The sequence below is a fragment of the Accumulibacter sp. genome (genome assembly GCF_023806565.1).
Taxonomy (GTDB): Bacteria; Pseudomonadota; Gammaproteobacteria; order Burkholderiales; family Rhodocyclaceae; genus Accumulibacter.
Window position 1 is genome coordinate 16,374 of sequence record NZ_JAMTDV010000030.1, and the last position, 20,303, is coordinate 36,676.

At 64.4% G+C, this 20,303-nt stretch carries 19 protein-coding genes and 1 pseudogene; 5 read left to right on the forward strand and 15 right to left on the reverse strand.

The genetic code is table 11. The features are described from left to right. Positions 1 to 33: 33 nt before the first annotated feature. Positions 34 to 2,763, forward strand: coding sequence for a pitrilysin family protein (locus tag NFV80_RS03900; RefSeq protein WP_295325088.1), 2,730 nt, complete (start codon positions 34 to 36; stop codon positions 2,761 to 2,763). Positions 2,764 to 2,849: 86 nt separating this feature from the next. Here NFV80_RS03900 and mscL read toward each other — a convergent pair whose 3' ends face one another. After that, complete coding sequence (gene mscL, locus NFV80_RS03905; RefSeq protein ID WP_295325085.1) at positions 2,850 to 3,290, reverse strand: large conductance mechanosensitive channel protein MscL; 441 nt, start codon at positions 3,288 to 3,290, stop codon at positions 2,850 to 2,852. 108 nt (positions 3,291 to 3,398) lie between these two features. Further along, entirely contained in the window at positions 3,399 to 4,556 is a 1,158-nt protein-coding gene (locus tag NFV80_RS03910) for a pyridoxal phosphate-dependent aminotransferase (protein WP_295325082.1), read from the reverse strand. Between the two features lie 172 nt (positions 4,557 to 4,728). Here NFV80_RS03910 and NFV80_RS03915 point away from each other — a divergent pair, with 172 nt between their 5' ends. The 3 genes from NFV80_RS03915 (at position 4,729) to NFV80_RS03925 (ending at position 8,062) form a co-directional block, all read left to right on the forward strand. Beyond that, positions 4,729 to 5,790, forward strand: coding sequence for a poly(3-hydroxybutyrate) depolymerase (locus NFV80_RS03915; protein WP_295325081.1), 1,062 nt, complete (start codon positions 4,729 to 4,731; stop codon positions 5,788 to 5,790). Between the two features lie 113 nt (positions 5,791 to 5,903). Continuing rightward, on the forward strand, positions 5,904 to 7,742 hold the full coding sequence (locus NFV80_RS03920; protein ID WP_295325078.1) for a 5'-nucleotidase C-terminal domain-containing protein: 1,839 nt from the start codon (positions 5,904 to 5,906) through the stop codon (positions 7,740 to 7,742). Positions 7,743 to 7,879: 137 nt separating this feature from the next. Continuing rightward, complete coding sequence (locus NFV80_RS03925; protein WP_295325075.1) at positions 7,880 to 8,062, forward strand: hypothetical protein; 183 nt, start codon at positions 7,880 to 7,882, stop codon at positions 8,060 to 8,062. 198 nt (positions 8,063 to 8,260) lie between these two features. Here NFV80_RS03925 and NFV80_RS03930 read toward each other — a convergent pair. From NFV80_RS03930 to NFV80_RS03990, 13 genes and pseudogenes are all read right to left on the reverse strand, one after another. Continuing rightward, positions 8,261 to 8,520 (reverse strand): annotated as a pseudogene (locus NFV80_RS03930) (type II toxin-antitoxin system ParD family antitoxin). Between the two features lie 339 nt (positions 8,521 to 8,859). Next, positions 8,860 to 10,029, reverse strand: coding sequence for a VWA domain-containing protein (locus NFV80_RS03935; RefSeq protein WP_295325072.1), 1,170 nt, complete (start codon positions 10,027 to 10,029; stop codon positions 8,860 to 8,862). An 18-nt stretch (positions 10,030 to 10,047) separates the two neighbouring features. Further along, positions 10,048 to 10,890: a MoxR family ATPase gene (locus NFV80_RS03940; RefSeq protein WP_295325069.1), complete on the reverse strand. Its 843-nt coding sequence runs from the start codon at positions 10,888 to 10,890 to the stop codon at positions 10,048 to 10,050. A 72-nt stretch (positions 10,891 to 10,962) separates the two neighbouring features. Beyond that, positions 10,963 to 11,391, reverse strand: a complete 429-nt coding sequence (locus tag NFV80_RS03945) for a DUF1841 family protein (RefSeq protein ID WP_295325066.1) — start codon at positions 11,389 to 11,391, stop codon at positions 10,963 to 10,965. A gap of 13 nt (positions 11,392 to 11,404) precedes the next feature. Continuing rightward, complete coding sequence (locus NFV80_RS03950) at positions 11,405 to 12,505, reverse strand: FIST C-terminal domain-containing protein (RefSeq protein ID WP_295325064.1); 1,101 nt, start codon at positions 12,503 to 12,505, stop codon at positions 11,405 to 11,407. Continuing rightward, the gene (gene nth / locus NFV80_RS03955) at positions 12,502 to 13,158 is read right to left on the reverse strand and encodes an endonuclease III (RefSeq protein WP_295325062.1); all 657 of its coding nucleotides are present in this window, start codon (positions 13,156 to 13,158) and stop codon (positions 12,502 to 12,504) included. Before nth ends, NFV80_RS03950 begins: the two co-directional genes overlap by 4 nt. Positions 13,159 to 13,180: 22 nt before the next feature. Continuing rightward, positions 13,181 to 13,876, reverse strand: a complete 696-nt coding sequence (locus tag NFV80_RS03960) for an electron transport complex subunit E (RefSeq protein WP_295325060.1) — start codon at positions 13,874 to 13,876, stop codon at positions 13,181 to 13,183. Then, a complete protein-coding gene (gene rsxG, locus NFV80_RS03965) occupies positions 13,873 to 14,559 on the reverse strand; it encodes an electron transport complex subunit RsxG (RefSeq protein WP_295325058.1) in 687 nt (228 codons plus the stop codon). The genes NFV80_RS03960 and rsxG overlap by 4 nt, the downstream gene beginning before the upstream one ends. Further along, positions 14,556 to 15,578, reverse strand: coding sequence for an RnfABCDGE type electron transport complex subunit D (locus tag NFV80_RS03970; protein ID WP_295325056.1), 1,023 nt, complete (start codon positions 15,576 to 15,578; stop codon positions 14,556 to 14,558). Before NFV80_RS03970 ends, rsxG begins: the two co-directional genes overlap by 4 nt. After that, complete coding sequence (rsxC, locus tag NFV80_RS03975) at positions 15,575 to 17,320, reverse strand: electron transport complex subunit RsxC (protein ID WP_295325153.1); 1,746 nt, start codon at positions 17,318 to 17,320, stop codon at positions 15,575 to 15,577. Before rsxC ends, NFV80_RS03970 begins: the two co-directional genes overlap by 4 nt. Positions 17,321 to 17,330: 10 nt before the next feature. After that, positions 17,331 to 17,873 carry an electron transport complex subunit RsxB gene (gene rsxB, locus NFV80_RS03980; RefSeq protein WP_295325053.1) on the reverse strand — a complete coding sequence of 181 codons (543 nt, stop codon included), beginning with the start codon at positions 17,871 to 17,873 and terminating at the stop codon, positions 17,331 to 17,333. After that, the gene (rsxA, locus tag NFV80_RS03985) at positions 17,870 to 18,454 is read right to left on the reverse strand and encodes an electron transport complex subunit RsxA (RefSeq protein WP_295325050.1); all 585 of its coding nucleotides are present in this window, start codon (positions 18,452 to 18,454) and stop codon (positions 17,870 to 17,872) included. Before rsxA ends, rsxB begins: the two co-directional genes overlap by 4 nt. A gap of 75 nt (positions 18,455 to 18,529) precedes the next feature. Next, complete coding sequence (locus NFV80_RS03990; protein WP_295325047.1) at positions 18,530 to 19,582, reverse strand: quinone-dependent dihydroorotate dehydrogenase; 1,053 nt, start codon at positions 19,580 to 19,582, stop codon at positions 18,530 to 18,532. A gap of 326 nt (positions 19,583 to 19,908) precedes the next feature. Between NFV80_RS03990 and NFV80_RS03995 the strand changes: the two genes are divergently transcribed. Beyond that, on the forward strand, positions 19,909 to 20,303 hold a 395-nt coding region (locus NFV80_RS03995), incomplete at its 3' end, for a sodium-dependent bicarbonate transport family permease (RefSeq protein WP_295325044.1).

Here is a 20,303-nt window from a genome sequence, read left to right on the forward strand (position 1 = left end):
GGCAAACGCCGCGAATCTCTGGAGTCGATCATCATGAACCGATGGACTAGGTTTCTGGGCAGTTTCCTGTCGTGGTCGACACTGGCCTTCGTCTCGCTCACCGTGTACGCGGGTCCGACGCTGCCGACTGGTGTCGAAAAACTGACCACGGTCGAAGGAATCAGCGAATACCGGCTGCAGAATGGTCTGCACTTCGTCCTTTTTCCCGATGCGGCGAAGCCGACCGTGACCGTCAACGTCACCTATCTGGTCGGCTCGCACCAGGAGAACTATGGCGAAACGGGCATGGCGCACCTGCTCGAGCATCTGATTTTCAAGGGATCACGAAATTTTCCCGATCCGACCAGACAATTCAAGGCGCGTGGTTTCGAGATCAATGGCAGCACCTGGCTGGATCGCACGAACTACTATCTCACCTTCCCCGCCAGCGACGACAACGTCCGCTGGGCGCTGGCGTGGAGCGCCGACGCGATGGTCAATTCGTTCATCGCCAGAAAGGATCTCGACAGCGAAATGACCGTCGTGCGCAACGAATTCGAAATGGGCGAAAACGACCCGGCGAGCGTGATGCTGAAGCGCACGCAGTCGCTGCTCTTCGACTGGCACAACTATCGCAACAATACCATCGGCGCGCGCAGCGACATCGAGAACGTCAGGATCGACAACCTGCAGGCTTTCTACCGGAAGTACTACCAGCCCGACAACGCAGTGCTGACCGTCGCCGGAAAGTTCGACGAGGCAAGAGCGGTGCGCATGATAGCGGATACGTTTGGCAAGCTGCCGCGCCCACGGCGCGTACTTGCCAGGCCATGGACAGTCGAGCCGACCGCCGACGGCGAGCGGCAGTTCGTGATTCGGCGCAAGGGGGAAGTACAGCTCGTCACTCTCGCGTATCGGACACCCTCCAGCCTGCACCCCGACACCGACGCCCTCGACCTGGCCAGCGAGGTACTCGGCGACACGCCCAACGGTCGCCTCTACCAGGCGCTGGTGAGACCAGGCCTCGCCACCGAAGTGTTCGTTTACTCGGCAGACACCCGGGAACCGGGTTTCGTCGTCTTCGGCGCAATGGTGAGCAAGAATGGCGATCCGGCGCGCGTTCGCGACACGATGATCGAAGCGATCGAGGGCGGCTTCGCACGCGCAGGCACGACGCAGGTAGAACTCGCGCGAGCGGTCGAACAGGCGCGCACGAACTACGAGCGTGCGCTGGCTGATCCGCAGGAGTTTGCCGTAATGCTGTCGGAATACATCGCGCTCGGCGACTGGCGTCTTTTCTTTCATGCCCGCGACCAGCTCGACCGACTTCAGCCGGAGCAGCTCGACGCGGCCGCGGGCAGATACTTCGTGCGCGACAACCGGGTGCTCGGCACCTTCCTGCCTGAGGACTCGCCGCAGCGCGCCGTGATTCCGCAGGCGCCCAGCGCCGCACAGTTGCTCGCCGACTTCCGGCCACGCGAAACCGGCGATGTCGGCGAAGCCTTCGACCCTTCGTACGAGAATCTCGACCGACGCACGCTGCTGCGCGCCTTCGGCGACCTGAAGGTCGCGCTGCTGCCGAAAAGAAACCGCGGCCAGACGGTCAGCGTCGCAATGAACTTCCGCTGGGGCAATGAAAGCTCGCTGCAGCATCGTCACCTCGCGGGGACGCTGGCGATCGCCATGCTCACGCGCGGCACCAGCCAGTTGAACCGCCAGCAGATTGCCGACGAGATCACCCATCTCAAGATCCGTGGCAGCCTGACGCAGTTTCAGACCACGCGCGACAAGCTGCCGGGAGCACTCGCCCTTGTTGCCCAGATGCTGAGCGACGCCAGCTTCCCGTCGGCGGAGTTCGAAGAGCTACGGCGCGAGTCATTGACCGCGCTGCAGGCGCAGCTAGACAATCCAGAAGAGCTTTCCAGCGACGCACTGAACGCCCATTTCAACACCTATCCGCCGGGCGATCCGCGTTACCACGCGGCGCTTGCCGAGCGGATCGAAGAACTGCGCCGGATCACCCTCGACGAAGTGATCCGCTATCGGCAGGATCTGATCGGAACTGCGCGAGGTGAGATTGCCATCGTCGGAGACTTCGACGAAGCGGCAATCGAGGAAGAGCTTCGCCGCCTTTTTCCGCAGCAGGTCTCGAAGTCACCCTACGCCCGGGTCGACCGCGAATTCCGCAGCGTGCCAGGGCAGCGGCTGGTGATCGACACCCCCGACAAGGAGAACGCTTTCCTGCGCGCGCGCATCGATCTCCCGCTGCGCGACGACGACCCGGACGCCCCGGCCCTGTACGTTGCGAACTACATCTTCGGCGGCGAAGCCGGATTGTCGAGCCGCCTGGTCGATCGCCTGCGCCAGAAGGAGGGTCTGAGTTACAGCGTCGGTTCCGGGCTGTCGACCGGCACCCGCCAAAGACTGTCGACCTGGACGTTCGCGGCAATGGTCGCGCCGCAAAACGCGACGCGCGCCGAGCAGGCATTCCTCGACGAACTGCAGCGCGCACGACGCGACGGCTTTTCGCCAGAAGAGGTCGCCGAAGCAAAGAAATCGATCGTCGAGACGCGCGCTGTCAGCCGCTCGCAGGACAGCGCGGTCGCTTCCCGGTGGATTTCGCTGCTCGACCTCGATCGCAACTGGCAGCATTCGCGAGACTTCGAGCAGAAGGTTCTTGCCGTCACCCCGGCGCAGGTGAACGCCGCTTTCCGCAAGTACATCGAACCGGAAAGACTGACGCTGGTGATCGCCGGCGACCGCCGCAAGGGCCTCGACAACTGAGCACGCCGGCCCCGCCAGAGGCGGACACGCTCTCGCAAGCGGCGACCAGGAAGCCAGGCGGCCGCTCGCGCACTCCTCCCCCGCCGCTACTTCCTGAGACTGTCGCGGATCTCGCGCAGCAGCAGCACCTCCTCGGCGATGACCGGCTCCGCTGCCGGCGCTGGCTCCGCTGCCGGCTCGCTTCGCTTGAGGCGGTTCACCTGTTTGACCATCACGAAAATGATGAAGGCGAGGATGATGAAGTTCACCAGGATGGTGAGAAAATTGCCGTAGGCAAACACTGGCACCTGCGCCTTCTTCAGTGCATCCAGCGTGCGCGCGGTGCCCTCCGGGACGGTGCCGAGGACCAGGAACATTCCCGAAAAATCGAGCTTGCCACCCATGATCCAGGCGATGAACGGCATGATCAGGTCAGCGACGACCGATTCGACGATCTTGCCAAAGGCGCCGCCAATAATCACGCCAACGGCAAGGTCCATGACATTGCCCTTCATGGCAAACTCTTTGAATTCCTGGGCCAGGCTCATTGCGTCTCATCTCCTTGATGTGAAAGTAGCCGTCTGGCAACGCATGTCTTCCCCCGCGCACCGCTGCCGGGCAAGATTATAGGGGCACGATAGCACCCGGGAAAACCCTCAAATACTTCGCAACCTTTCCCCTGCTGCGGCCAGCGTCGCCTCCTGCTTGGCGAAACAGAAACGCAGCACGCGGTCGTCCCGGCCATCGTGGTAAAAGGCCGAGAGCGGAATCGCCGCCACCCCCACCTCGCGCGTCAACCAGTGAGCAAACTCGCGGTCGGGCAGATCGGCGATCGCCCGAAAGCGGGCAAGCTGGAAGTAGGTACCGCGGCAGTCGAGCAGTTCGAAGCGTGAGTTCAGCAACTGACGACGGAAGAACTCCCGCTTTGCTTCGTAGAAGGCAGCCAGACCGAGGTGACGCGAAGCATCGCGCATGTATTCGGCAATACCCAGCTGGCAGGGCGTGTTGACCGTGAACACATTGAACTGATGGACCTTGCGGAACTCGGCCATCAGGTCCGCCGCGGCCAGCACGTAGCCGATCTTCCAGCCGGTAATATGGTAGGTCTTGCCGAAGGATGAAACCACGATGCTGCGCGCCGCCAGTTCCGGATGGCCTGCCATGCTCTGGTGCCGGACGCCATCGAAAACGATGTGCTCATACACCTCGTCGGCAAGTACGACGATGCCCGTGCCGCGCGTCAGTTCGGCCAGGCGATCCAGATCCTCGGCTGCCAGCACACTGCCGGTCGGGTTGTGCGGGGAATTGACGATGATCATTCGTGAGCGCGGACTCAGCAGCGCGCGTACCTGCGCCCAGTCCGGCCGGTAGTCGGGAAATCGTAGCGAGGCGTACATCGCCCGGCCACCAACCGTCTCGATCGCCGGCACGTAGCTGTCGTAGACCGGCTCGAAGACGATCACTTCGTCGCCGCTGCGCACGAAAGCGGCAATCGCGGTGAAGATCGCCTGCGTCGCGCCGGCGGTAACGGTGATTTCACTGTCCATGTCGTACTCGGCAGCGTACGACTCCGCCACCTTGTCGCCAATCGCCGAGCGCAGTTCCGGAACCCCGGCCATTGGTGGATACTGATTTCGTCCCTCGCGCATCGCTCGCCACGTCGCCTCGAACAGCGACGGCTCCGCCTGGAAATCGGGAAAGCCCTGCGACAGATTGATCGCCCCGCAATCGGCCGCGAGTTTGGACATCACCGTAAAAATGGTGGTCCCGACGCCGGGCAGCTTCGAGTCGGGAACGACAGAGGACTGGCGCATGGCAATTCGCGCGGCGAGCGCGGTGCGAGTGGGCGATCACGTAGTGTAAGATTGCCGAACCGCTGAAACAAGGAGCATTTCGAGAGAAGCAGTTCGAAAGGTCACGGGCGACGCGCGCCACCGGCGCAATCTGTTAGCATTCGTCGATCGGCCTCCTGCAAGCTCTCACCGCATGTCCATGATCTCCTCCACCCTGCGCAGCCTGGCAACGATCGCGCTCCTGCTGCTGATCGGCCAATGCGGATTTGCTGCGCCCCCACTGCCCGCGCTCGGCGCCGACCTGCGCGACCTGACGGTCTCCGGAGTCTCCTCCGGCGGCTACATGGCGGTGCAATTCGAGGTGGCGCATGCGAAACTCGTTCGCGGTGCCGGCGTCATTGCCGGCGGCCCGTACGACTGTGCCGAAGGATCGATCGCGCTGGCGCTCACCGCCTGCATGTGGCCCTCTTCCTGGGCACCATTGCCGTCGCTGGCGGAACTGCGGGGACGTGCCGAAGCTCTTTCCCGCTCGGGCAGCATCGATCCCACCGAACATCTGCGTGAACACCGGGTCTGGCTTCTCTCGGGTGGCAAGGACGAAATCGTGAAGACGCGGGTGGTCGACCGGCTGGCCGCCTTTTACGCGGAGTGGCTTCCCCCGGCGGCGATTCGTTACATCAAGCCGCCCGACGCGGCACACGCGATGATCTCCGTCGCCGATCCGCAGGCAGACGCCTGCGACAGCATGCAATCGCCATACATCAACCGCTGCGGCGATCTCGATCCGGCCGGCGAAATGCTCACGCACATGCTCGGCCCGCTGCAGCCACCTGATGCAACAGCGCAGGGCGAAATGCTCCAATTCGAGCAGGGGGATTTCGTCGACGGGAAGGCGATCGACGCCGGACTGGCGGACGAAGCCTACGTCTACGTACCCCGGGACTGCCGCAACACGAGTTGCCGGATACACGTCGCCTTCCATGGCTGCCGCCAGAGTTCCGCGCAAATCGGACGACGCTTCGTCGATGGTACCGGCTACAACCGCTGGGCAGACAGCAACCGCATCATTGTGCTCTACCCGCAGACCGTGCCGCGCTACGGGCTGGCCATCGGATCCTGGAAGTGGATGAGCAACCCCTTGGCGTGCTGGGACTGGTGGGGATACTCCGGGCGTACCTACCCGACTCGCGATGGCGTGCAGATCCGGGCCGTACGCGCGATGCTCGAACGCCTTGCGGCGCCCCGCCAGCCGTAAGCTTCGACGCCGTGTCGAACGCCCTGGGCAGCCTTTGTGAAATGCCGCCGGAAGCTGCCTGCGCGTCATTGCCGAACGCCCGCAAACACTCGCCAGAGCGCCGGCAATCTCGCTTGCTGCCAGCCGCACTGCTCCTTCTGGCCGTCGCCATCGGGGCATGCCAGACGCCTCCGCCGACACTCCCCGGGAGCGGCATCGAAATCCACATCGCGCACATCAACGACCACCATTCCCACCTCGAAGCGCAACCCGACTTCGCGATCCGCATCGACGGCGTGGACACGCGCGTCGAAATCGGCGGCTTTCCGCGCCTGACGACACTGTTCGAGGCCAATTCCCGGCTGCCCAATCTGCTCAAGATTCACGCCGGCGACGCGATGACCGGCACGCTCTATCACACGCTGTACAACGGCGAGGCAGACGCCGCGCTGATGAACACGGTGTGCTTCGACGTATTCGAACTCGGAAACCACGAATTCGACGAGGGCGATGCCGGTCTGCGACGATTTCTCGACCATCTGCAAAGCGGCCGCTGCCAAACGACCGTGCTCGCCGCCAACGTCGAACCGGCCGCCGGCAGCCCGCTCGCACCGGCACACGCCGACGATTACCTCAAGCCGTACCTGCTGAAACGATTCGGCGAAGTGACCGTGGGCATCATTGGCATCGAGGTGCGCGGCAAGACGATGAATTCCTCGCGGCCGCTGCGCAGTACGGCCTTTCTCGATGAAGTAGCGACCGCACAGAGAACGATCGACAAGCTGCGCGCGCAGGGAATCCGGCACATCATCCTCGTCACCCATCAGGGGTACGAAGCCGACCAGGCGATGGCGGCGCGCCTCAGCGACGTCGACGTGATCATTGGCGGCGACTCGCATACGCTGCTCGGCGATTTCTCGGCGATCGGCATCGACGCGTCGGGACCGTATCCCACGATTGTCCGCAACCGCGATGGCAACCTCGTATGCGTCGGCCAGGCCTGGGAATACGGCAAGGCCTTCGCCCTGATGCGCGTGCGCTTCGACGATCGCGGCAAGGTGACGAGCTGCAGCGGCGAAGTGACGCTGCCGATCGGCGACGACTTTCGTCGGCAGAACGCCGAAGGACACTTTGTCGTGGTCGATGCTCCGACCCGCGCCCGCATCGTCGAACGTCTGTCGGGACCGGGCGGCGCGCAGGTGGTCGCTCCCGATCCGCTCGCGCAGGCCGAGCTCGCCCGCTTCTCCAGCCGCCTCGCAGACATGAAGCGACAGGCGATCGGTACCGCCAGCGAATCCCTCTGTCTGGTTCGCGTGCCGGGGGAATCGACCAACCGCAGCAGCGGCATCAGCGGCTGCGAAGTTGCCAACACGCTGGCTCGCGGCAGCGACATCGCGCAGGTCGTGGCCGAGGCGTATCGGCAGGCCAGCAATCTCGCCGACGTCGCGCTGCAGAACGGCGGCGGCATCCGCAGCCCGCTGCCCAGGGGCGAAGTCAGCTTCGACACGGCGTACACGGTGCTGCCTTTCCACAATGTCCTCCTCGAACTGCAGCTCAGCGGTCGCCAGATCGTCGAAGTGCTCGAGGATGCCGTCGGTAACTACCTCGACCAGGGCGGATCCGACGGCTCCCACCCCTACGCCGCCGGCCTGCGCTGGCATCTGGATCTGTCGCAGCCGCGCGGCAGCCGCTTCCGCCAGGTCGAGGTGAAAAGAAAGGCGAGCGATGCCTGGCAGCCGATCGAACCCGAACGAACCTACACCTTGGTGACCAGCGACTACCTGGCCGAAGGCGGTGACGGCTACGCGACCCTCGCCGGGATCCATCGCGACGGCCACAGCGTGAACACCTATCTGAACTACACCCAGACTTTCGTCGACTACCTGCTCGCACGCGGCACGATCACCCGGCCTGCGGCGAGCGAATACAGCCATCAGAGGGTGATTACCCGCGATGGCAGAACGCTGCCCTGAATCGAGCGATCGGTGGGCCGGACAGCGCACCTACGCCCTGCTCTACCCGCACAGCCAACGACCTGGCCACGCGTTCTTGCGTAGACCAAGACCGTTGGCCAACGCTCGGACGGGCGCAGAACGGGCAGGTGCTGGTGGTGCTGCACACCAGCGAGCAAACGAGCAGCACGGAATCGCACATCCGCATCATTTCGGCGCACCGCGCCGATCCGGCGAAAGTGCGCGACTACGAACAGACACCGCGCCAGCGGCCAAGGGTGGCGGAGATGAAGGACCATTACGATTTCAGCAAAGGCGCACGCGGCAAGTTCTACCGCTAGGGCGCCGTCTTCCGGCTGCCGGTTTATCTCGACGAGAAGGTGCAGGACTACCTCGCCGCCAAGGCCAACGCCAAGAGCGTCGAACTCGCCGACCTGGTCAACGACATGCTCAGGAAGGATATCGAACGCATCGAGATCGCCAGATAGCCCACGCGATGACGACCGTCAACAGCACGAAGGGGGTTGTGACCGACGGCATCAGCGCAGTAGCCTTCGCGCTTCGATCTTGGCCAATGCTTCATTGCGAATGGCGCACCAGTCTCCCGAGGTCAGCTCGCTTTCGCCGCTGCTCGACCCTTCCGGCAATTTTGCATCAAGCTGTTCCTCGGCCATGCGCCTTTCGTCGGCGCGAATAAGCTCGCGAATATATTCACTGACGCTACTGTAGCGGCCTTGGGCGATCTGCCATCCACGAATTGCTTCAAGGGATCGGGCAGAGAAATATTCATGCTGTGCATGGAACACCTCCGTCCTTCTTATCCTGCCTAATGCCTCACAACAGCCATGAAATGGCAAGAACTGGCATTTCATGAAGGTGGATCAGACGCGAGGCGACGCGCCGCCGGAATCTGCACGTCCAGCGCCCCCTTTTGCATCAGACTGCTTGCCTCCTCGATAGGTCTTGAAATCACGCGTGCGTGACTTCACGACCACAGCAGTGCGTGTCACGGTTCCAATCCACGGTCTTGCACGGCGCGCGACAATTGCGCTTGAAGCCCGGCCACAGCCAGCAATACGGCGGCGCCACGGCTGCAGCAAGATCGGACACATGGCATCTGCGCGTGCTCCCGGCTTGCTTACTTGCTCAACAACCGCATCCCCCGCTCCAGCCCATCCAGCGTCAGCGGAAACATCCTCCCGCCGAGCAGGTTGTAGATCAGGGCGGTCGATTGCCGGTATTGCCACGAGTGCTCCGACTCGGGGTTGAGCCAGATGGTGTGCGGCCAGGTGTCGGCCAGGCGGCGCAGCCAGGTCGCGCCCGGTTCGCTGTTGTTGAATTCGATGCTGCCGTTGGGCTGCACGAGCTCGTAAGGACTCATCGCCGCGTCGCCGACGAAGATCAGCTTGTAGTCGCTGCCATACTTGTGCAGCACGTCGTGCGTGGCAATGCGCTCGCTGTGGCGGCGGCGGTTGTCCTGCCACAGGTAGTCATAGACGCAGTTGTGGAAATAGTAGTGTTCGAGGTGCTTGAACTCGCTGCGACACGCCGAGAAGAGCTCTTCGCAGACGCGGATGTGATCGTCCATCGAGCCGCCGATGTCGAGGAAAAGCAGCACCTTGACGGCGTTGTGACGTTCCGGGCGCAGGTGCAGATCGAGCCAGCCGGCGTTGCGCGCGGTGCTGCTGATCGTTCCTTCTAGGTCGAGTTCCTCGGCAGCGCCCTCGCGGGCGAAACGCCGCAGACGGCGCAGCGCGATCTTGATGTTGCGCGTGCCGAGTTCGACGCTGTCGTCGAGATTGCGGAATTCGCGCTTTTCCCAGACCTTGACCGCCGAGCGATTCTCGCTCCGGCCGCCGACCCGGATTCCCTCGGGATGCGTGCCGCCATGGCCGAAGGGTGAACTGCCGCCGCTGCCGATCCACTTGCTGCCGCCGGCGTGGCGCTCCTTCTGCTCGGCCAGGCGTTGCTGGAAGGTCTCCATCAGTTTCTCCCAGCCGAGTTTTTCCAGCTTCGCCCGCTCGGCGTCGGTCAGGTGCCTCTTCACCGCTCGCCGCAGCCATTCCTCCGGGATCAGCACGTCCATCCCTGGCAGCGCCTCCACCCCCTTGAAGTACTCGCCGAAAGCGCGGTCGAACTTGTCGAAATTGCTTTCGTCCTTGACCAGGATGGCGCGCGCGACGACGTAGAAATCGTCGATGCTGTGTTCGATGACATGCCGTTGCAGCGCTTCGAGCAGGGCAAGGAACTCCTTGATCGACACCGGCACGCCGCGCGCCTTGAGATGGAGGAAGAAGTCGATCAGCACCGTTGCTTCGCCGGCTTCTCAGCGATTGTGACGCGCCATGAAGATCAGGCGCTCGAACAGGTGGACGTCCTGCTCGTTCTTCAGCAGCGCACCGTGCAGCGGCGGGATTGCGGTCTTCTGATCCTTGCTGCGCAGCGCTTCGGGTGGGATGTCTTCGGCCAGCAGGAGTTTGAGCCAGTCGAGCAGTTCCGAGGTCGAAGGCTTCTTCTTCAGGCCGGGAATTTCGCGCAGCTCGAAGAATACTTCCAGCGCCTCGCGCAGCAGGGCGGGTTTCAGGCCGGGGAAATGCACGTCGACGATCCGGGTCATTGTCTCCTTGTCGGGAAAGCGGATGTAGTGGAAGAAGCAGCGCCGCAGGAAAGCGTCGGGAAGTTCCTTCTCGTTGTTCGAGGTGATGAACAGCACCGGCCGGTGGCGGGCGACGACCTTCTGGCGAGTTTCGTAGACGAAGAACTCCATCCGGTCGAGTTCGCGCAGCAGATCGTTGGGGAATTCGATGTCCGCCTTGTCGATTTCGTCGATCAGTACGACCGACGGCGTTTCGCATTCGAACGCCTGCCAGAGGACTCCCTTGATGATGTAACTGCCGATGTCGGCGACTTTCGCCTCGCCGAGCTGCGAATCGCGCAGGCGCGATACGGCGTCGTATTCGTAGAGTCCCTGCTGCGCCTTGGTGGTCGACTTCACGTGCCACTCGAACAGCGGCAATCCGAGCGCAGCAGCGACTTCCTCGGCAAGCATCGTCTTGCCTGTGCCCGGCTCGCCCTTGATCAGCAGCGGGCGTTGCAGGGTGATCGCGGCGTTGACGGCGAGCGTCAGGTCACGCGTGGAAACGTAGGTGTCGGAACCGGAAAAGCGCATGGTGGGTTTCCTCTCGAAGACCTTGCGATTCTACCCGCAAAGCAGCGGACAGGGTCCCCCCGACGCTGCCGTTCAGCTTCCCGCCGCTCGCCGCAGGCAATCGAGATAGGCCGTTGCATCGATCCCGCCCCCCTGCCGCTGGGCGCGCCAGAGTGCTTCGCCGAGGCACTCGAGGATGGCGTGTTCGGCGTCGTGCACGTCGAGGCGGGCGCGCAGTGCCTGGTAAATGGCACGGATTCCCCGCGGCTGATCGATGCTGATCTGCTCGGCAATCGCCAGGTGCAGCGAGAGGTGGAGAAAGGGATTCATCTGCCCGCCCTCCGGCGTGAACTCCCGCTCGATCGCCGCCGCGGGATTTTCCAGCAGGGCGTGGTATTCAGGATGCTCCAGGATCAGATCGGCGGCCGTCACCTCGGCTCCTTCGAGCGGCAGCCGCGCGCGATGTTTTCGCCACGCTTCACAGAAGAAATGGCGAACCTGCTCGCGGCTTGGATTGAACATGCCAGCTCCCGTTTCAATGATGCAGCAAGGTGGTAAGCACCGCATTCTGCAGCAGACGGCCGCCACCCCCCGCGGCAGGAACGATCTGCCCGGTGCCGTAGGTACCGATCAATGGCAGCCGAGGGAACTGCTGCCGAAGGCAATCGAGATCACGGTCGTCTCCGGCATAGAAGAAGGGGCCACGTCCGACGCAGGAGAAGACCACGGCCGCCAGCGGATCGACGGCTGCGGCTGCCAGCCGGGCGACGCTCTGGCGCATGTCGGCGGCGGCCACGCCGGGCGAACGAATCGCCCAGGCGACGTACTGTCCCGGCAAGGGACACTCGCTCAGCGTCAGCGCCCCCTTGCCGTCGCCGCCGATGATCGCCGCGGTTCGCTGCCTGCCATCGAGCGGCGCCCCCGCGATGGGCAGCGGCTCGCACGCTCCGTCGATGAGCACGGCACACAGCGAGGTGGTGATTTCGCCCAGTGACGGCGGCGCCGCAGTGGCGCAAGATGCCCGCCGTGCCGCCGCAAGGTTGTCGAGGGCGCTTTCGCCGCCCACCCGGAGCAGTTCATGGCGGCAACTGCTGTCGATCCGGCATGCTTCGGCAAGAAAGCGCCAGCCTGTCGAAGTCGCAAAGTCGACCCGCGCCCCGCGCACCACCCAGGCCGCTTCGCTGCACAGGCGACTCTGCTGCCAGGCCAGCAATTCTGCCGGCCCCGCCCGGCCCGAAAAGCAACCGCCAAGGCGACGTCGGCGCTGCCCAGCCCACCCATGCGGAAAGGCGCCGCCGGCGTAGCTGAAAATCGCCGCGTCGCCGGGCTCGCCTTCTGCACTCCCGACGGAGAGCTCGCCGCCAAGAACCATGACCGCCGCCGCCGGACGATCGACGACCCAGCCACTGGCGGTGAACACGCCGGCGGCAATTCCGCCAACTACCTGGGTGCAATGCGCCGCGCGCGCCACGGCCGTGACGCACTGCTGCGCCCGCCGGGAAAACTCTGCGCTCAGAAACAGCAGCACCCCGTGCGCATGGCGTTCGCCGGCTTCGTCGAGCGCCATGCGAAGCGCTTCCACCGCCAGTTCCGGCACCGGCTCGTTGCCGGACGCCAAGGCGCTGGCGACGCTCATCCTGCGGCAGCGCCGGCCGGCTCGACGGTCTTGTCTGGATATTCACAAAGATCGGCAATCAGGCAGCGCCAGCACTCGGGCCTGCGCGCCTTGCAGACGTAGCGACCATGCAGGATCAGCCAGTGATGGGCGAAATGTCGGAACTCCTCCGGCACTGCCTGCAGCAACTCGTTTTCGACGGCGAGTGGCGTCTTGCCGGGCGCCAGCCCGCTGCGGTTGGCCAAGCGGAAAATATGCGTATCGACGGCGATCGTCGGTTCGCCGAAAGCGGTGTTGAGAACCACGTTGGCGGTCTTGCGGCCGACCCCGGGCAGGCTTTCGAGCGCCTCGCGCGCGCGCGGCACCGCGCCGCCGTGCAACTCGAGCAGTTGCCGGCAGGTGGCGATGACGTTCCTCGCCTTGCCCTGGTAGAGCCCGATGCGGTTGATGTACGCGCTCAGACCGCTCTCGCCCAGGGCCAGCATTGCCTGTGGCGTCGGCGCATCGGTGAAAAGCTTCCGGGTCGCCAGATTGACGCTCCTGTCGGTGGCCTGCGCCGAGAGGATGACGGCGATCAGCAGTTGAAAGTTGCTGGTGTACTCGAGTTCGGTCGCCGGCTCGGGATTGGCGGCACGCAGACGGGCGAAGATTTCCCGCCGCTGGGCAGCGTTCATCGTCGCCGAATCCGCCTGCAACTCAGGCGCTTCCGCCGACCGCCAGCGGCGTCCCGTCGTGGCCCCGGCCCGACTTGCGGGCAGCGGCGCGTGCCTCGACCCAGTTCTTCCAGGCGATCAGGCAGCCGAGCAGGATAAAGGCGCCCGGCGGCAGGATGGCGAGGAGCAGGCCGGGATAGTCGGCCGGCAACAACTGCAAGGGTTGCAGCGCCGGAAACACCATGTCGATCCCTGCCAATAGCGTGCCGCCACCGATCAGCTCGCGCAGGCCGCCGAGCAGACCGAGCGTCCATAACATGCCGATCCCCATGCAGGCGCCATCGAGCGCCGACTGCAACGGCGGGTTCTTGTTGGCAAAGGCCTCGACCCGCGCGAGCACGATGCAATTGGTGACGATCAGCGGGATGAAGATGCCGAGCACCAGATACAGGTCGTGGAAATGGGCGTTGAACAGGAGATCGATGATCGTCACCAGCGCTGCGACCACCAGGATGAATACCGGGATGCGTATTTCGTGCGGAATCAGGTTGCGCAACAGGGCAACGGCGACATTGGACATTGCCATGACGATCAGCGTCGCCAGCGACAGCATCACACCGTTGACCAGATTGGTGGTCACCGCCAGCAGCGGGCACATGCCGAGGATCTGCACCAGGCTGGAATTCTGCCGCCAGATGCCGTTGTTGCCGATTTCCCGGATTTCCTCGCGACTGATCATTGCTCTCCTCCCCGACTTTCTGGCGAAGCCGCCTCGGCGAACAGCCGCTGGCGATTCGCTTCGACATACTGCAGCGCCTTGTGCACCGCCTTGATCACGGCGCGCGGCGTGACCGTGGCGCCGGCGACCGAATCGAAATGGCCGCCGTCCTTCTTCACCCGCCACTCGCGGTCGTTCACCGCTGCCAGCGAAAGTCCGTCGAACTGCCGGATCCACGGATGTTCCTTGTTCCTGTCCTTGCGCGGATCGATGTAGTCGCCAAGACCGGGCGTCTCCTTGTGCTGCGTGACGCGCACCCCGAGCAGCGTACCGTCGGCGGCGACCGCGAGCAACAGACGGATCCTGCCCGAATAGCCATCGGGAGCGACCGCTTCGAAGACCAGCGCGCTGGCCTTGCCGGCCTTGCGCGCCAGGTAGGCGGTCGTCTCCTCGTCGTTGCCCAGGGCGGCGCTCGGCGGCAGCGACAGACTGTCCCTGAGCAAATCATTGTCATAAACCCCGGGCGGCAGCACCTCGCCGATCAACTTCATCTTTTCGGTCGCCGTCGCCGCATCGATCGCCTCCCTGGTGGACAGGAATGCGGCGACCAGCAGGCCGGAGAACGCCACCACAAAGATTGCCAGGATGAGTGCCGTCCGCACCGCCATCGTGGCGGCAGTGGGCGGCGCCTTGGGCCGCGTCATTGCGCGTCCTTCATGCCGAAGATCGGCGGCTGCGTGTACATGTCGATCAGCGGCACGCAGAGATTCATCAGCAGGACGGCGAAAGCGACGCCGTCGGGATAGCCGCCGAAAACGCGAATGATGTACGCCAGCACCCCGGCACAGAAGCCGAAGATCAGCTTGCCCCGGGGCGTCGTGCAACCGGAGACCGGATCCGTGACGATGAAGAAGGCGCCGAGCATCGCGCCGCCGGAAAAGAGATGGAACAGCGGATTCGCGAACTGCTGCGGGTTCCACCCCCAGAGCGTGCCCGCCAATAGCGACAGGCCAGCGAGAAAGCCGAGCGGCGCGTGCCAATTGATGACTTTCCTTCGCCACAGCCAGAGACCGCCCAGCAGGTAGCCACCGCTCACCCATTCCCAGCCGCGCCCCGCGAAATTGCCGAAAACGTCCTGCGTTGCCAGCAGCGTCGGCACGTCGACGGCTCCCTCGCCGAGCTTCAGGGCCGTCTTGAGTGAATCGAGCGGCGTCGCTCCGCTCATCACGTCGATCCGCTGGGCAAGACCGGCAATGATCTCGATCTGTTCGCCCAGGCTCAGTTTGAGGCCGAGCACCGGCCATTGCGACATCAGCGCCGGGAACGAGACGATGCACACGGCGAAGGCGATCATCGCCGGATTGAACGGATTCTGGCCCAGTCCGCCGTAGAGCTGTTTGGCGACGACGATGGCAAACAGCGCGCCGACGACGATCAGCCACCACGGGGCGAGCGGCGGAAAAGTCAGGGCGATCAGCCAGGCGGTGACGATCGCGCTGCCATCGCTCAGGAACAGGCGCAGCGGTCTGCCGCGCAAGCGCAACATCAGCGCTTCACCGGCGAGCGCGGCGAGCGTGGCGATCGCCAACTGCAGCACGATACAGGCCCCGACCAGCCAGACGTAGGCGGCTATGCCCGGCAGCAGCGCCAGCAGCACCTGCAGCATCACCCGCTGGACGCTGGCTTGCCCGAGCACGTACGGGGGGGTCGTGAAGTGCGTCATTCGGCGGTCCGTGGCGGCGTGCTGGCGGCGTCCGCGCGCTCGGCATCGGGTTGCAGGGCTCTGCGGCGAGCCTCGATCGCGGCAATCTCCTTTTCCTGCTCGGCGGAGAGTCGTTCGGTGTTTCTCGGTCGCACTGCTTCGCGCTGCGCGCGCGCACGCTCCATCGCGGCGACGATGGTCGCCTTCTTGATCGCCTCGGCATCACTCGCCAAAGCGGCGACCTCGGGACTTGGCGCGAGCGGATTCGCTGCTGCATCGGCAACAACCGGCACCGCATCGGCCGGCATCGGTGCGGCCTTGCGTTCGCTCGTCCTGGCGGCAGCGGCCTTGGCCAGACGCTCGGCCTTTTCGGCCTGCTCGCGCTCCTCGCGCGCGTTGCGCAACTCGAAACGCTCCTTGGCCGCTTCCGCTGCCTGCTTCTCGCGCTCGCGCGCCCAGATTTCGCTCTTGGCAAAGCGGAAGTACTGGACCAGCGGAATGTGCGACGGGCAGACGTAGCTGCAGCAGCCGCATTCGATGCAGTCGAACAGGTAGTACTCCTGCGTCTTGCCGAAATTCCTGGCGCGCGCGAACCAGTACAGCTCGAACGGCTGCAGTTCGTGCGGGCAGACTTCGGCACAGGCACCACAACGAATGCAGGGCATTTCCGGCGGACTTGGCGGGAACAGCGTCGGCGAACCGGCAATGACGCAATTCGTCGCCTTGACCACCGGCGCCGCGAGGTCGGGAATCTCGAAGCCCATCATCGGTCCACCCATCAGATACGAGCCGGTGTCGGCCTTCGGCCCGCCGAGAGCGACCAGGTCGTGCATCGGCGTCCCCAGCCGTACTTCCCAGTTGCGCGGATGCTCGACATTACCGGTGAGGGTGACGATGCGCGAAATCACCGGCTCGCCGTGCGCGAGCGCACGATACGCGGTATAGGCAGTGGCGACGTTGAAACACTGCACGCCGAGTTCGGTCGATCGCTTGCTCGCCGGAACCTCCTTGCCGGTCAGCACGCGGATCAGTTGCTTGGCACCACCGGCCGGGTAACGCGTGGGAACGGCGACCACCTCGTAGTCCTCGCCCAGGCGATCGACCGCTTCGCGCATTGCGGCAACGGCCTCCGGCTTGTTGTCCTCGATGCCGATCAGTACCTGGCGGGCGGCCAGCAGATCGCGGAAGATGGCGGATCCGCGGACGATTTCCTCGGCGCGCTCGCGCATCAGCACGTCGTCGCAGGTCATGAAGGGCTCGCACTCCGCACCGTTGATGACCAGATGCTCGACGGGCACCGCCTTCGCCGCGGTGAGCTTGGCGTGGCTGGGAAAAACCGCGCCGCCGAGGCCGACGACTCCGGCATCGCGCAGCAGCTCGCGCACGCGCTCGGGCGGCAGGCTCCGATGATCGACCGGTACGCGGTCGATCCACTCGTCGCGGCCGTCGGGCTCGATCACCACGCTGAGCGTCGGCAGGCCCGATGGATGCGCAGCGACATGCTCCTCGACCGCCAGCACCGTACCGGAAGTTGGCGCGTGTACCGCGGACGACACCCAGCGGTCGGCACTGCCGATCAGTTGCCCCTTGCGCACCTGTTCGCCGGGCTGCACCAGCGGATTCGGCGCACCGCCGATGCTCTGATGCAGCGGCACGTACAATCTGGCGGGCAAGGGCGCCTGGCCGATCGGATCCTGCACCGAGGGCGCCTTGTTGGTGTCCGGCTTGACACCGCCCTTGAAACGGAAGAGCTTCTGCAGCACGCCGGTCAGCTCAGGCGGCACGCTTGATTTCGATCACCGGATACTTCCATTTCCAGTTGTCGAGATTTTCGACGATCGGCTGCATGTAGATGCACTCGACCGGACAGGGTTTGACACACAGCTCGCAGCCGGTGCACAGCGCCGCGATGATGGTGTGCATCTGCTTGGCGGCGCCGGCGATGGCATCGACCGGACACGCCTGAATGCACAGCGTACAGCCGATGCAGGTCTGTTCGTCGATGATCGCCACCTGCTTCGGCTTCTCCTCGCCTTCGAGCGGTTTGACTTCACGACCGAGCAGATCGGCGAGCTTGCGCACGCCGTCGCTGCCGCCCGGCGGACACAGGTTGATATCGGCCTCGCCGGAGGAAATCGCCGCCGCATAGGGTTTGCAACCGGGATAGCCGCATTGGCCGCATTGCGTCTGCGGCAGGATCGCCTCGATCTTCTCGACCAGCGGGTCGCCCTCGACCTTGAACTTGATCGAGGCATAGCCGAGGGCGGCGCCGAGCACGACGGCGCCGAGCGCCATGATCGCCAGGGTGACGATCATTGATACTTGTCCAGGCCGGCGAAGCCCATGAAAGCCAGGCTCATCAGGCCGGCAGTGACCATCGCGATCGCCGTTCCGCGAAAATGGGTCGGCACGTCGGCACCTTCGATGCGCTCGCGGATGCCGGCAAAAAGCACCAGCACCAGCGAAAAGCCGACGGCACTGCCGGCGCCGAAGAGCAGCGACTCGACGAAATCATAGCGGTTGGCAACGTTCAGCAGCGGCACCCCGAGCACCGCGCAGTTGGTGGTGATCAGCGGCAGGTAGATGCCGAGCACCTGGTGCAGCACCGGGCTGGTCTTCTGCACCACCATCTCGGTCAGTTGCACGATGGCGGCAATCGTGACGATGAAGGAAAGCGTGCGCAGGTACTCGAGCCCGAAAGGCATCAACAGGTAATGGTCGATGATGTAGCTGGCGCCGGTACCGACGGTGAGCACGAAGGTCGTCGCCGCACCCATGCCGAAAGCTGTCTCCAGCTTCTTGGAAACGCCCATGAACGGACACAGACCGAGAATCCTGACCAGCACGACGTTATTGACGAGCACTGCGCCGATGATGATGAACAGATAGTGGGTCATGCTTCGCGCGGAAGGAATGCGGCACAGGCCAGGGCGGCGCGATTATCCCGCGTGCGGCGGGCAGGCGCAATAAACTCACGCATCGCGCGACTCGCCACGACGCTGGCGGGCGATGGCTGCCGCCGCTTCGGCGACGATTTCCGGCCCGCGGTAGATGAAGCCCGTGTAACACTGCACCAGGCTGGCACCGGCGGCGATCTTGGCCGCCGCGTCAGGCCCGCTGCTGATTCCTCCGACGCCGATGATCGGCAGTTCGCCGGCGAGCGCGGCGGCAAGTTTCTTCACGACCGCAGTCGACAGGGCAAAGAGCGGGGCGCCGGACAGGCCGCCGGCCTCTCCGGCGTGCGGCAGACCCTCCACGGCAACACGCGACACGGTGGTGTTGGTGGCAATGACGCAATCCATGCGGTGCCGGCGCAGCAGGTCGGCGATCGCCTGAATCTGCGCATCGTCGAGGTCGGGAGCGATCTTGAGTGCCAGCGGCACATACCTGCCGTGTCGGTCGGCGAGCCGGGACTGGGCGTCTTTCAGGCTGCCGAGCAGCGCGTCGAGCGCGTCGTCGCGCTGCAGCTCGCGCAGATTCTTGGTGTTCGGGCTGGAGATGTTGACCGTGACGTAGCTGGCCACCGGGTAGACGCGATCGAGGCAGGCCAGATAGTCGTCCGCTGCGCGCTCGATCGGGGTATCGAAGTTCTTGCCGATATTGATTCCGAGAATTCCGCCCTGGCGCGAGAAGTCCGCGGCGGCGACGTTGGCCAGCAGCCTGTCGACACCGTCGTTGTTGAACCCCATGCGATTGATCAGCGCCTGCCGTTGCGGAATGCGGAACAATCGCGGCCGCGGATTCCCCGGCTGCGGTCGCGGCGTCACCGTGCCGATCTCGATGAAACCGAAGCCGAAAGAGGCAAGTGCGTCGATGTGTTCGCCGTTCTTGTCGAGGCCGGCGGCCAGCCCGACGGGATTGGGAAAGTCCAGTCCCATCACCCGCCGCGGATCCCTCGGCACCCTCCCGGCAAGCAGGCGGGCAGCCCCCGTCGTCTGCAGGAAATCGACGCCAAACATCGCGATTCCGTGCGCCGTTTCGGCGTCGAGGGCAAAAAGGAAATTGCGCAGCAGCGGATAGAACATGCGGGCATTCTATCGCATTGCAGCATGCGGCGCGTGCCGGCGACGGTTCCGACTTTGTCTGCCTGCCTGACGCCCTCAAGCTTGAGCTGCTCGAACGACCACTGGTTCATTTCCTGCGAATGGAAAACGTGTGAATTGCTGCCACGTTTCCTGGCACGCGAAAGGGCCAGTTTCAGGCCTCGGTTCGGGCCGGCGGCAGATCCGCCAGCCAGCGAAGCAGGAAGACATCCGGCGACTCCGCCCCGTCTGCAAGTTTTCTTCCCGTTCCCTGGAACCCGACTGCTGGCTCGCGGTCAGAGTGCCGACTTCACCGCGGGAGTCTGCACATGGATGCAGCAGTCATGTTCTTCATTGTCGGCGCAGGCGCGCGTCCGATGCGTTCGGACCTGCGGATTCCGGCTCCGCTCTACCAAGCGCTGTCGATCTACCTGCTGCAGTCGATCGGGCTCAATGGCGGAACCGAACTGGCCAAACAGGATCCCCTGGCGATCCTTCCCAAGGCGCTCGCGGTCATCACGCTCGGCGCGACGATCCCGCTCCTCGCCTATCCGATCCTGCGCGCAATCGGCCGTTTCTCGCGCGCCGACGCCGGATCGATCGCCGGCCACTACGGATCGGTGAGCGTCGTCACCTTTGCCGTCGGCGTCAATTTCCTCGCGCAGCAGGCGATCCCGCACGAGAGCTCCATGCCGCTGCTGCTCGTCCTGCTCGAGGTTCCCGG